The sequence below is a fragment of the Prevotella sp. S7 MS 2 genome, from assembly GCF_000762865.1.
Taxonomy (GTDB): Bacteria; Bacteroidota; Bacteroidia; order Bacteroidales; family Bacteroidaceae; genus Prevotella.
Genome location: NZ_JRPT01000075.1, coordinates 1 through 13,617, shown reverse-complemented (window position 1 = coordinate 13,617; position 13,617 = coordinate 1). Strand labels below are relative to the sequence as shown.

General features: G+C 46.3%; 12 protein-coding genes. 1 reads left to right on the top strand and 11 read right to left on the bottom strand.

Annotated elements, in window-relative coordinates; translation table 11 throughout:
* Window positions 1–200, top strand: a 200-nt coding sequence (locus HMPREF0671_RS12575; RefSeq protein ID WP_232223204.1) for a hypothetical protein, incomplete at its 5' end; no start/stop codon positions are given.
* Window positions 201–862: 662 nt separating this feature from the next.
* Here HMPREF0671_RS12575 and HMPREF0671_RS10560 read toward each other — a convergent pair.
* The 11 genes from HMPREF0671_RS10560 to mobV form a co-directional block, all read right to left on the bottom strand.
* Window positions 863–1,606, bottom strand: coding sequence for a TorF family putative porin (locus HMPREF0671_RS10560; RefSeq protein WP_007175196.1), 744 nt, complete (start codon window positions 1,604–1,606; stop codon window positions 863–865).
* The gene (locus tag HMPREF0671_RS10555; RefSeq protein WP_036900373.1) at window positions 1,603–2,193 is read right to left on the bottom strand and encodes a K(+)-transporting ATPase subunit C; all 591 of its coding nucleotides are present in this window, start codon (window positions 2,191–2,193) and stop codon (window positions 1,603–1,605) included. Before HMPREF0671_RS10555 ends, HMPREF0671_RS10560 begins: the two co-directional genes overlap by 4 nt.
* Before the next feature lie 13 nt (window positions 2,194–2,206).
* Window positions 2,207–4,225 carry a potassium-transporting ATPase subunit KdpB gene (kdpB, locus tag HMPREF0671_RS10550; protein WP_036900372.1) on the bottom strand — a complete coding sequence of 673 codons (2,019 nt, stop codon included), beginning with the start codon at window positions 4,223–4,225 and terminating at the stop codon, window positions 2,207–2,209.
* Window positions 4,226–4,228: 3 nt separating this feature from the next.
* A complete protein-coding gene (gene kdpA / locus HMPREF0671_RS10545; RefSeq protein ID WP_004356059.1) occupies window positions 4,229–5,935 on the bottom strand; it encodes a potassium-transporting ATPase subunit KdpA in 1,707 nt (568 codons plus the stop codon).
* 7 nt (window positions 5,936–5,942) lie between these two features.
* The gene (locus tag HMPREF0671_RS12100; protein ID WP_004347514.1) at window positions 5,943–6,023 is read right to left on the bottom strand and encodes a potassium-transporting ATPase subunit F; all 81 of its coding nucleotides are present in this window, start codon (window positions 6,021–6,023) and stop codon (window positions 5,943–5,945) included.
* Between the two features lie 393 nt (window positions 6,024–6,416).
* Window positions 6,417–7,754, bottom strand: a complete 1,338-nt coding sequence (locus HMPREF0671_RS10540; RefSeq protein ID WP_036900371.1) for a sigma-54 dependent transcriptional regulator — start codon at window positions 7,752–7,754, stop codon at window positions 6,417–6,419.
* Window positions 7,755–7,772: 18 nt separating this feature from the next.
* The gene (locus tag HMPREF0671_RS10535; protein WP_004347511.1) at window positions 7,773–9,230 is read right to left on the bottom strand and encodes an ATP-binding protein; all 1,458 of its coding nucleotides are present in this window, start codon (window positions 9,228–9,230) and stop codon (window positions 7,773–7,775) included.
* A 14-nt stretch (window positions 9,231–9,244) separates the two neighbouring features.
* Window positions 9,245–10,366: a universal stress protein gene (locus HMPREF0671_RS10530; RefSeq protein ID WP_004347510.1), complete on the bottom strand. Its 1,122-nt coding sequence runs from the start codon at window positions 10,364–10,366 to the stop codon at window positions 9,245–9,247.
* A gap of 56 nt (window positions 10,367–10,422) precedes the next feature.
* On the bottom strand, window positions 10,423–11,919 hold the full coding sequence (locus tag HMPREF0671_RS10525; RefSeq protein ID WP_036900369.1) for a TrkH family potassium uptake protein: 1,497 nt from the start codon (window positions 11,917–11,919) through the stop codon (window positions 10,423–10,425).
* A 467-nt stretch (window positions 11,920–12,386) separates the two neighbouring features.
* Window positions 12,387–12,752, bottom strand: a complete 366-nt coding sequence (locus tag HMPREF0671_RS12570) for a hypothetical protein (RefSeq protein WP_229039389.1) — start codon at window positions 12,750–12,752, stop codon at window positions 12,387–12,389.
* Window positions 12,691–13,221: a MobV family relaxase gene (gene mobV, locus HMPREF0671_RS10515; RefSeq protein ID WP_036900367.1), complete on the bottom strand. Its 531-nt coding sequence runs from the start codon at window positions 13,219–13,221 to the stop codon at window positions 12,691–12,693. Before mobV ends, HMPREF0671_RS12570 begins: the two co-directional genes overlap by 62 nt.
* Between the last annotated feature and the right edge of the window lie 396 nt (window positions 13,222–13,617).

Sequence of the window (13,617 nt, the reverse complement as noted above, 5' to 3'; positions counted from 1 at the left end):
TTATAGTATTTATATTTTCTACCATTTCTTGTCTTTTCTCAATAAATTTTCGTATTTTGCAGTCGGATTGTATAGCGACAGACCTCAGTTGTCGCTGTAAGACGAGTTCTTTCATGATAACCGAGTCGGCAGCCTACGCCGTGCTGAGTGTAGTGAAGTTAACCATGACATATCTATACGAAAGTGGGCTTTGGGTGTGAAGACAATCCAGACATAATGGAAGGCGTTTATCGACGCTGTGTTTAGGACTCTCTGTAAATATAGCAAGTTCACAGTAATTTTGGTCTTCAACGTGGCAACGGTAGATGTCCCGGGTGTGATTATTTCAATCCCGTGGAGACCTTGTAAGCATGGATTGTACCATTTTGGCGCAGTCTAATGTATTATATAGGTCTCTTTACGGTAATGATTTTCATATCGACGTGGGCTCTGACGTTGTCTGTTCAACTTTGATAGGCAGTTGGAAGAGCCTCAGTTCGTGGAATAGACAATAGGACGATTCCACACTTGAACCTAAACTTCGCACTTAACTAACTGATAATAAGAAGTAAGATATCATAATGAGAATGCTTTGATACCAAATTACTCCCATTACAAATCATCTTGTTCTACTTATAAATTTAATTTCCCAAAACTAATAGGAATGCACAAAGTTTGTTGCTTCTCCAATGTTTTTAAATTAACTTTCATTTACACTTGGTTATGTGTTATGCCCTTCTGGGGCATATCGCCTCTGGCTTGATGTTATTATAGACAAGCTCCATCAAGTAAACGTAACAACTTTCTTCCATCAGTCAAGACATTAGGAGACCATGCCATAGTCGATGATGATTATGGCACGGTCGTCATAATTTCGGGCACATCAAAATCCTATACCTGCACCGGCAACGAGATAGACATGGTCGTTGGTGGGTGAGACTATTGCTTGAACAAAGAGTGGTATCGAGAATTTACCAGATATTCCAAAACTCTTCGATGCTTTCAGCGATACATCGGTTATTGCGGCCTTGCCGTTATAGTAGCCTTTCCATGGTGTAAAGCCAATTGATGGCGTCAATGTCACTTCGGCCGGGCAAGCGATGTCGTATGACGCATTGATGTAAGTTGAACAGCAACGCTTGTCGCTGTCCGTACGCATATCGGCTCCGGCAAACCATGTTGACCAACTGAGAGTAAGAGGCAGTTTAGTGCTGAAGTTGTAAGCAACAGTCGCCTCAAAGTGATGGCCTCCATCTATGGGATTGTCTGTTGGACCTTGCTTGTAGTAACCGTAAGGATTATGCAATCCGCCCCACCAATAATCTGTCAATGTGGCTGATAATCCACCAATGGAGTAAGATAGATTAATGTCCAGTTCTTGAACGTCGCGGTCAGCATTATTTGTCAGACTCTGACTACACCATGCCGACAGGGACAATCCTTTGTACGACAAGCCAAGACTAGGCTGCACCGAAAAGCCGGAGTTCTGGTCCATTCCACGCCATACGTAGTTATTTACCAAGTCAATGTTGCCATTCACGGTTACTTTGTCTTGTGCGGAAGCGGCTGACGATAAGGTCATGACCGCTCCCAAAATAGATGCGAAAATAATTTTTATCTTCATCATTTTTGTGAAATCAAGATTGGTTTAAGTTTATCAAGAGCTACATTCAGTTTCAATACATTTACCTTTGCAGGACCGAATAGGCCAAGCAACGGACGTTCAATGGATTTCTCAACCAATGTTGCAACTTGCTTTTCATCGAGATGCCTTGCGGCAGCTACTCGTTTCACCTGCACCCGAGCTGACTGCGGAGTGATGTCGGGGTCGAGTCCCGAACCGCTCGCCGTCACCATTTCAGCCGGCACGTCCTTGCGCTCAAGGTATGGATGATGTATCAGGAAAGAGTCTATACGTGTCTCCACTTCGACAAGATATTCGGGATTCGTAGCTCCCTTGTTGCTGCCACACGAGTTGGCAGCATCATATCCATCGCCTGCACACGAGGGTCGTCCCCAAAAATATATGTCTTTGGTGAAGTACTGCCCTACGTTGGCTACACCTACCACTTTGCCATCCACTTCCACAACTTCGGCATTACCATTTCCCGGACCTGCCACTTTGCCAAAAATCCATAATACCATTACATAACCGAGGTACAGGAACATGCACAATACCATCGTTAGCCTGAAAGCTACTATAAAATTTTTCATATCTGTATTTCAATTAAAAGAATAAACCTACGATTAAATCAATCAGTTTGATACCCACAAATGGAGCAATGATACCTCCCACTCCGAATATCAGCAGATTGCGTCGGAGCAAAGCGCTTGCCCCTATCGGCTTGTACTTCACGCCACGCAATGCCAAGGGGATGAGCAGCGGGATGATGATGGCGTTGAAGATGACGGCCGAGAGAATGGCACTCTCGGGAGAATGAAGATTCATGACGTTCAGAGCTGCAAGTTCTGGTATGGATACCATGAAGAGGGCAGGCACAATGGCAAAGTATTTCGCCACATCGTTGGCGATGGAGAAGGTGGTGAGTGTGCCACGTGTCATGAGCAATTGCTTGCCAATCTCAACGATCTCAATGAGCTTTGTCGGGTCGTTGTCAAGATCTACCATATTACTAGCCTCCTTGGCCGCTTGAGTACCGCTGTTCATGGCCACACCCACGTCGGCCTGTGCCAATGCTGGAGCATCGTTGGTGCCGTCGCCCATCATGGCAACGAGTTTGCCGTTCTTCTGCTCTGCTTTAATATAGTTCATTTTGTCTTCTGGCTTAGCCTCGGCAATGAAATCATCCACTCCAGCTTTCTCTGCGATATATTTGGCAGTCAGTGGATTGTCACCAGTCACCATAACTGTCTTCACACCCATCTTATGCAGACGCTCAAAACGCTCACGGATTCCTTGTTTAATTATGTCCTGTAGTTCGATGACTCCAACAACTTTTTTGTTGACAGTCACAACAAGAGGTGTACCGCCATTGCCAGTTATGGCTGTCACGAGACAAGAGATATGCTCGGGAAAGGTGTAGCCGGCATCCTCGGTAATATGACGCATGGTTTCGAAGGCTCCCTTGCGAATCTCTGTGCTGTCCTTCAACACGATGCCCGACGACTTCGTCTCGGCAGTAAACTTTATCATGTGGGCACCCTCGGTATGCAATGCCCTCATCCTGAATCCGTCGTTTCGTCCAAACTCTACTATTGACTTTCCCTCGGGAGTATCGTCGGCAATTGAGGAAAGGAGGCATGCCTGTTCAAATTCGGCCTTATCCACCCCTTCGGCAGGATAGAACGCAGTGGCCTTACGGTTGCCAATGGTGATGGTTCCTGTCTTGTCAAGCAACAGCGTATCCACGTCCCCCGCTGTCTCCACAGCCTTACCGCTTTTAGTGATGACATTGGCACGCAGCGCACGATCCATACCGGCAATACCGATGGCAGAAAGTAGGCCGCCGATGGTTGTTGGTATCAGGCAAACGAATAATGAGAGGAACGAGGCTATGGTGATCACTGTACCCGTATAGTCGGCAAAGGGCTTTAAAGTGACGCAGACTATCAAGAACACCAATGTGAACACTGCCAACAGAATGGTAAGTGCAATCTCGTTAGGGGTCTTCTGACGTGATGCACCCTCCACGAGGGCTATCATCTTGTCGAGGAAACTCTCGCCAGGTTGCGTAGTGACAACCACACGGATATGGTCGCTAAGCACTTTTGTACCACCAGTGACACTGCTCTTATCGCCACCGGCTTCGCGGATGACTGGGGCAGACTCACCTGTGATAGCACTCTCGTCGATGGAGGCAAGTCCCTCGACAATCTCACCATCGGCAGGAATAACATCGCCGGCATCGCACACAAACTCGTCGCCCTTCTTCAGAGAAGAACTGCTGACGGTTTTGATATTACCGTTCACATACAGCTTTGCTGGCGTCTCCTCGCGCGTCTTGCGTAGGCTGTCAGCCTGAGCCTTACCACGTGCTTCGGCTATGGCCTCGGCAAAGTTGGCAAACAGCAGGGTGACGAAGAGGATAAGCAAAACCCATGCGTTGTAGGCAAACGAGCCTTGCTCGCTGCTAAACGCCGAATAGATGGTCACGGGCAGCATAACGGCAGTGCAAATCTCCACCGTGAACATAATGGGGTTCTTTATCATCTGCCTCGGGTCGAGCTTCACAAACGACTGTTTGATGCTCGCTATAACAAGTTCTTTTTCAAATAGATTGTTCATAACTTACAATGTTAAGTGTTCAGCGATTGTACTTAGTGCATGTACGGGGAAGAACGACAAGGCTGCCACGATGAAGATGACGGCAAAGGTCATCACACCGAATGTAACGGTATCAGTTTTCAGCGTTCCTGCACTTTCGGGAATATATTTTTTCTTAGCAAGAATACCAGCTATTGCCACCTGACCTACGATGGGCACAAAACGTCCAAGGATAAGCACTATGCCACACGAATAGTTCCAGAACCAGGTGTTGTCACCCAAGCCCTCAAAGCCGGAACCATTATTGGCGGCCGACGATGTGTATTCGTAAAGCATCTCGCTCAGTCCGTGATAGCCGGGATTGTTGAGCCATCCACCCTCACTTGCAACGAACTCAGGAGCATGAACGAAGAGGTATGCCGCCAATGCAGTGCCAACGAGAATAATAAACGGATGGAGCAAAGCTACCATCGAGGCTATCTTCATCTCGCGTGCCTCCACCTTATGCCCTAAGAATTCAGGAGTTCGTCCCACCATCAGTCCACTGATGAACACTGCAATGATAAGGAAGGTAAAATAGTTCATCCAGCCAACACCAACACCGCCAAACCAAGTGTTTATCTGCATATTCAGCATCTCTATCATTCCCGACAATGGCATGGTGGAGTCGTGCATTGAGTTGACCGAGCCATTGGAGGTGACAGTGGTAGTGACACTCCACAATGCACCAGCGGCCGAACCTATGCGCACTTCCTTGCCTTCCATAGCTCCTCCATTCTGTGCAATCCCCATGGCACCTATCCGTGGATTGCCGTTCATCTCCTGATACATGTTGATGCCCACACCCACAAGATAGGCAAAGAGCATCACTCCAAAGATGCTATAGCCCAACTTGCGGCGTTTCAGATAGAAGCCGAATGCAAAAGCCAAAGCCATCGGGATAATCAGGATACTACAACACTCTACTATATTTGTAAGGTAAGTGGGGTTCTCAAGCGGATGCGATGAATTCACGCCGAAATAACCGCCACCATTCGTTCCAAGTTGTTTGATGGACACGATGGCTGCCGTAGGGCCTTGCGACACCTCCTGTTTCTGACCTTCAAGGGTGGTCAGCTCCATCTTTCCGTCGAAGCCCATGGGTGTACCTTCCACTATCAGAATCATACCTACAACTAAAGACAATGGCAATAAGATGCGGGTAGTGCTCAACACCAGATAACGCCAGAAGTTACCAATAGTCTGCGTTGTTTTTGCCGCCAAACCCTTCATGATACCAGCCATTGCTGCCATACCTGTAGCGGCTGTGATGAATTGGAAGAGCATGATGACAAAGAGCTGCGTGAAATAAGTCAGACCGCTCTCACCGCTGTAGTGCTGCAGGTTGCAGTTAACCATAAACGAGATACAGGTATTGAAAGCCTGGTGGCATGTCTGTCCGATGTTGCCGTCGGGGTTGAGAGGCAATACTCCTTGTGCTACCAAGAGCACCATACCCCACACAAACCAGAAGAGGTTCACCACAAGCAGTGCACGGAGAAACTTCTTCCAGTCCATCTCCTCGTCGGGATTCACACCGCTCAACTTATACATAAGGCGTTCCACCGGCTTCATGAAGTCGAGGTACGTTCGTTCGCCTTTATACACTCGGGCAATATACTTGCCAAGTGGCCAGGCGAGTCCCACCATAAGGACAATCTGTAGGATTACTCCCAAAACTTCCGTATTCATACGTCATTTAGAATTTTTCGGGCTTGATGAGTACGTACATTAGGTACGCAAAAACCACCAAGCTGATGATAAATAATGTTGTGTACATAATCTCTACCTCCTTTTTAGACTTTCTCGAACCAGTCGATACATTTGAAGAATAGCCAGAAGCAGCCTATGCCGCTCAACAAGCAAATTGCGAAACCGATTGTAAACAAATCCATTTTCTTTTTGTTTTTAAAAGTTATACATAAATGTTTTTAAAAGTGCGATTTCTCGCCATGGCAAAGCTCGAGTAAACTCGACTTTGTTCATATGGCTTAACGAAATCGTTGTCACCTTATGTATCGCAATGGATGTGCCAAATATGTTTTTAATCATATATTATACTGTGTATCAATATCATACAAAGATAAAGATTGAAAATGTAGCAAATAAAAACCCTTCCAAAATGAAATAAACACATTCACTTTGGAAGGGCGGGAATGACAGTGTGGAGCATTTATACGGTTATCCCATATTCTTCAATCTTACGATAGAGAGTGGTAAGTCCGATTTTGAGCAGTCGAGCCGTTTCTGTCTTGTTGTCGTGAGTATGGTGGAGAACCTTGATGATGTGGTTGCGCTCCACACTCTTCAGGTCAAAGGAATCATTGGCTACAGCGGATGTATTGTCCGAAAGCATGTCTATAGGCAGGTCATGATTAGTGATTTCGCTTTCGCATACGATGATGGCATGCTCTACGGAATTCATCATTTCTCGCACATTACCTGGCCATGGATAAGACAAGAACAAATTCTTTGCTTCGGAAGACAGCACAGGGGGTGGGCAACCAATTTGCTTGGCATAACGCTCAATGAAATGCTGGGCAAGCGGCAGTATGTCCTCCTTGCGCAGGCGCAATGGTGGAAGTTCTATGCGAAACACGGAAAGACGGAAATAAAGATCTTCGCGGAATCGCCCATTGGCTATTTCTTCTTTCAGATTGCGGTTGGTGGCTGAAAGGATGCGCACATCTACGTGGGTAGTCTTTGTGTCGCCAACTTTCACAAATTCTCCAGTCTCAAGCACACGCAGTAGCTTCGACTGCAACTCAAGCGCCATTTCACCAATCTCATCGAGAAACACCGTACCATGATTGGCTTCCTCCAATAATCCTTTCTTATCCTTCACAGCACCAGTGAATGCCCCAGCCTTATAGCCGAAAAGCTCACTTTCCAGCAATTCACGGCTAAATGCCGAGCAGTTAAGAGCAAGAAATGCCTCACTGCTTCGATGGCTTGCATTGTGGATAGCTTGGGCAAAGACTTCCTTGCCAGTACCGGTCTCACCGTTGATGAGCACGGTAACATCTGTTGTAGCCACCTTTTGGGCTTGTCGGAGGACGTCAGAGATTGCAGTTGATTTTCCTACAATAGTGTCAAACGTATGCGATTTTGCCGTTGTGTCACTTGGCTTCTTTTTCTTATTTTCTGACGCAATGACATCTATTGCACGGCTCACGATAGGGATAATCTTGCGGTTGTCATCACCCTTGACAATATAGTCAAAAGCCCCATTCTTGATGGCCTGCACGCCGTCGGGAATGTTGCCGTTGGCGGTGAGGAGAATTATCTTGGCTTTAGGAGCCAACAATTGCAGTTCCTGCACCATATCCACGCCGTTGCCATCAGGCAGGAACACGTCGCAGAGCACCACCTGCACTTCATTGTTCTTTAAGGTATATATAGCCGTGGCACGGTCTTTTGCTTTTAGTACCTCATAACCTTCCAGTTCCAGCATGCGTGAGAGGAGCATACGGATGGTTGGTTCATCGTCAATAATAAGTATCTTGTTCATAGTTTTTTATATATCTTTTTACACTGGCAAGGAAACGACAAACTTGCTGCCCTTACCCAATTCACTTTCAACTGTAAGTGTGCCATTATGCGCCTCGACAAAGTCGCGCGAGATGGAAAGTCCCAGTCCGCTGCCCTGTATCTTGGTACCAGGTACACGGAAATACCGCTCGAAGATGCTATCATGATAACGAGGGTCTATGCCTCGTCCGAAATCCTGTACATACAGCATTACGTGGTGCTCGTCCTGTTGCAAGGCTCCTATAGTCACCCGGTCATTTTCCGAAGAATATCGTATAGCATTACTCAGCAGATTGGTCAGTACCCATGCTATTTTCTCGCTATCGACATAGAGCTTGTTTATCTTTTCCTTTGGGTAATCCACCTCTATGTTGATATGGAACTTGTCTGCTTGTACTTGGTTGGCCTTTATGGCATAATCAATCAGCTCTATTGGCCTTGTGATATGAGGTTTGAGCTGCAATACTCCGCTTTCTACTTGTGTCATGTTGAGCAATTCGCCCGTGATGCTGAGTAGCCGTTCTCCATTCTCACGGATGCTGTCCGACAATTCTTTTTGCTCTTGGTTGAGACCGCCCACACGATTGTTGGCAAGCAGTTGCTCGCTCATCAGAATGGCTGATATCGGGGTTTTCAATTCATGGGATATCGTTGAGATGAATGTTGTCTTTGCCACATCTAGTTTGTGAAACTCGGTGATGTTTTTCAGCATAATCACTGTACCGCTTTCTTTTATGCTTCCCTCGTGGTCTGTCATTCTTACAGGCAGATATTTCACCTGGAAATAACTCTCTTTGTTGTCGGCATAGATTTTCAGTGGCTCTGTCTTTTTCTCGTCGGTCTCATGTACCTTATGTCTGTCCATCCCTACCAGTAGTCGGCGCAGCAGGTCGTTGCGCATGGCTGTTTCCTGTGCTGACTTTCCCACGACATCCTCACGTCGGAGATTGAGAATGCTGAGTGCCTCATTGTTGATGAAATAGAGTGTCAGTTTATGGTCTAAGCAGACGATAGGTTCGTCGATAGAGTCGATGATGGTCTCTATGTACTGTTTTGACACCTTCAGTTTCGAAAGCGATGAGTTGTGGTAATCACGCAGACGGCATGCCATTTGGTTGAAATTGGTGGATAACTGCTCCATGGCCTCACCACCATGGAGGTGCAACTGAGTATCGTAGTTGTGGTTGGCAATCTCGTTGATGCTTTTGGTCAGTTCCTGGAAAGGGCGGGTGATATACTCTGGCAATTTCAGAAGCATCCATACTCCCACGGCGATGCTCAATCCGCCAAACAGCAACAACAGAGTCAAGGCTCTCGTCAGACCATAGTCTGCCACAGGAGAAGTAGGTTCTGTGGCTGTGAGTATCTGCAGGCTGATGACGGAAAGCACCACCAAACCGATGATGAGCGACACTAGAATACCCACTGAGAGTGTAAGTTTTTCTTTTGCAGTCATATCCTTTTAATTTTTTATGCGAAAATAATTAAATCTACGCCCATTTCTTTCAATTCAGACAACAATTTCCGATAACTTCCTGCACGCATCAGCAAGCGGGGAAAGGAGAATGATGGTTGTCCCATACAAAGCAGTGTGGCATGCTGCTGTCGGCAGAACTCTGATATACTCTGCGGAATGTTGTCGGAAACCACCTTATGTACTTGTCCTCCAAGCTGGATGGTCAGTTCCAGATGGCTCATCAGATGACGTTGTGAGTCCAAAGGAATGAGGTCGTTGTTCTCGCCACGTGTCTGAACATATAGTGCCAATAGGTCAGCGTCAAAACTGTCCGCCATTCGTGCAGCCTTGCGGATGATATGTTGCTGTGTTTCGCTATTGCTGCTTACACATACCACAATCCTTGACATCCCTTTAGTCCTATATGTTCGTGGCAGTACCTCTTCCTCTACTTTTTTCCCTACTCGAAAGGCTACTTCCCTTAGTGCCAGTTCTCGCAGTTGCAGGATATTCCCTGCTTGAAAGAAATGGTCAAGGGCTGTTTGTATCTTGTCCTTGGCATATATTTTCCCGGATTTCAGACGTTCCAGAAGCTCTTCGGCCGTAAGATCAATGTTCACCACTTCGTCGGCTTCTTGCAACACTCGGTCTGGAATGCGTTCCTTCACATCGATGCCTACCATCTCCTTTATCTCATCTTTCAGACTCTCTATATGTTGTATGTTTACCGCAGAGAGCACGTTGATACCGGCATCAAGCAGTTCCATCACATCTTGCCATCGCTTGGCATTGCGTTGTCCCTCCACGTTGGAGTGTGCCAACTCATCAACAATTACAATCTCAGGATGAATCTGAAGGATAGCGTCTAAATCCATCTCTTCAATCTCCTTGCCTTTGTAGAACACCCGCTTGCGGGGAATCACGGGCAGTCCTTTCAGTGCCCTCACCGTGTCTGCCCGACCATGTGTCTCCACATAGCCTATCTGTACATCTGTGCCGCACCGTAGCATCTCTCGTGCATCCTGAAGCATGCGAAAGGTCTTGCCCACTCCGGCAATCATTCCGATGTATATCTTGAACCGTCCCCGATGTGACCGTCGTATCAGGTCAAGAAATTGCTGTATATTTTCTTCCATATATATATAGCGTTTATTATAATACATTTATTGCCCTTAGGGGCAACCATATTTCTCTATGACCAACTGCCACTCCACGTCGATTTGTAGAATATGAGAAGGAAACCGAAAATTTCAAGTCTGCCTATGAGCATCAGTGATGAGAGTATCCATTTGGCGGCATCGGGCAATGCTGCCCATGAGAAGGCAGGACCGAAGCTGCCTAACCCAGGTCCTACATTACCCATTGCAGAAATCACGGTACTCATGGCTTCTGTAAGTCCTACTCCGAATGCCATCAGCAGTGTCCAGCCGATAAAGGCAACTGACATATAGGCGGCGAAGAATACAAGAACCATTGTCACCAGCTTATTGTCAAACATACTACCAGCTCTTATAGGCAATACGGCACGCGGATGCAGTATCTGACGGAACTGGTTGCGTATGCAATGGGCGACTATTATCATTCTGAGATTTTTAATACCTCCACTGGTTGACCCTGTGCATCCACCCGACAGCATCGCAAAAATCAGCAGCATCCATGTAAATGACGGCCACAGGTTGTAGTCGTCAGTGGCAAAGCCACACGAGGTGTGACAAGTAGCCACTTGGAACAGGGATTTGCGGAATGCTTCCTCCACGCCATAGCCGTTGTTCAGGATGAGTGCCGTCGAGATAATCAGGGTAAGCAGACCTGCGGAGGAGGCGAACCATCTGAGTTCCACGTTTTGCCATAGTTGTTTCCAACTTCCCCTTAAGGCAACAATATAGAGCGAGAAATTGATGGCAGAAAGCAACATGAACAACGACACCACGTATTCTATATACGGAGAATGCCAATAGGCAATGCTTTCCTGTTTGGTAGAGAAGCCTCCTGTGGCTATGGTGGTCATGGAATGACACACGGCATCAAATAAGCTCATGCCCCCAACCTTCAAGAGTGCGCTCTCGATGACAGTCAACAAGATATAAACCAAGAATATATACCGTGCCATGACACGTGTCTTGGGACAAATCTTGTTGTGAGTCACTCCCGTTGCCTCAGAGAGATAGAGCATCTGACTGCTGACACCGAACTCAGGCAAGAGAACTATGGAAAAGCAGACAATCCCCAAACCGCCTATCCATTGCGTCAGACTTCTCCAGAATAATATGCCATAAGGCATGCTCTCGATGTTGTCCAATATGGTGGCTCCTGTGGTGGTGAAACCTGACATTGTCTCAAAGAAAGCGTCGGTAATATTCGGGATGTAGCCGCCCAACAGGTAGGGGAACATTCCGAAAACCGTGAAAAACACCCAGGAAAGAGCCACCACGATATAGGCTTCATAGCGTGAGGGAGCAGACTTCTTTTTCCGACCATAGACTAACAGCATGATGCTTGCCGCCAGACATACAGAACACGAAACGGCGAAGGCTATCAAATCTCTCCCGCCATACATCAGGGACACGCAGCAGCATGCTAGCAGCAGTATCGATTCGAATGCCAAGAGCAAACCTATCAGATAGGCAATAAACCGATAGCTGAGTTCCTTTTCCATATTGGGACTTACCCCGTATTGCTTTATATCCATAAATGTCACTTATTATACTTACATCACTATATACAAATGGAGTACCAAAGAGCTAAGGATGGTAACAAACCGCAGATAATCAGTAAGATATGATTTTACAAAATAAACAACATCCTTGTAATACCCTTTCATTTTGAAAAGGTTGCTTTCCATTCTGACAAAGCGAAATCTTTATTTTTTGCAAACAACTGTCATCTCTTTTTCATAGGTTTGTATTTATCCTTGTACTTATCTCTCCACGGCAATTCTGATGTTGAACCTCCACCACCAGTGCCTACGTGTGGTTTTGCGGCTTCGCCTGTTGCCAGTTCGATGGCAGCACTTAGTAAATGGGATTGTATCTCGCAGACTTGCTCGGTAGCACTGAAACAGGCGTTGACAAACTCGTGTTCTGTTAGTTCCCTATTGCTGAAGGCGTGCAATCGCTTGTCGCTGTCACTAAGGTAAGTTACAGCGGTATGCTCAATCTACTTAACCCTGGTCCAGATTTTTAGGGTGACGGTATAAGAGTTGTTGCCGAAGAAACGATGACCGATGGGGTCCGCTCCTAATGATAGCCAGTATCGCTGAGGATTGGCCTTACGGTCAAGTTCGTCAATCCTGTTCTTCTGCCTCTCAATGACAGCATCCTTCTCGGTTGCCTTCCGCTCTGCGATTTCCGCACGCTTGATGGCAGCGTCGATTTCTTTCTGATAGGCATTCCTCTGTTTGGCGATGTCAGATTCATGCTTCTGTTTTAGAGAGACTTTCTCCGCCTCCAGTTTTGCAATCTTAACTCGGAGTTTTGCCAGTTCCTCGTTTTTTTGATGCCAGTTCTTTTCTTTCCTTTGCAAGATCGCCTTTACCAAATAGAGCGAATATTGTGCTCTTGCCCTCCTTGATCTTCTCCACCTCATCCTGCAACTTGGCGATGTTCTCCTCAAACTGTTGCATCTGCTGCTTGTAGTTGGTTGATGTGGCAATATGTCTGGCAGTGGAACATACAATGCCACGCTTTAGGCCGAACTCACTCATGGCAGCAGCGTATGTATTTTGATACTCATGAAGTCTGGCGCGTTTGAGCACGTCATCTGCTGACAGCCGTGGCCCAGACTTGGTGTTGTACTTCTTCTCTCCCTCTCGTTCATGGTGTTGCCTTTCGGCAGTGACGATGGGTACGATGGTGGCATGCAGGTGTGGAGTCTTCTCGTCCATGTGCAGCACACATGATACAACATTTTCCTTGCCAAAGGTCTCATGCAACCATTTGAGGTTGACTTCCATCCACCTGTCCAGTCTTCCTTCCTCCTGTATCGTCATCATCTGTTCGTGTGTCCCTGTCAGGATGACAATGGAATTATAAAACTGTCACCAAATGGAAAAGTCATTACTCCTCCAAAATATTGCGATATTACAGCCATTGGCTATGACTTGTATTTGTGCAAGACAGATGATATTAGAGGTGAGGTTCTGAATGGTAAATGCATAAGAGTAAGATAAAACTTATCACAGTAGATTGGAAAAACACGAAGACTCTCTATAATCGAGTAGGTGATAAACACCTATGATTAGTGTTTACCTCCTACTCGATTTTAGTTCCGTAATTTGCACCTTGTCAACTTTTAACTTTGTTATTAATCATTATTATTCAATAACGGTTCTTTTTCTAACGATATGCTGTTTTTGATAAAAAATAACATAAAAGTTGTTATAATATAT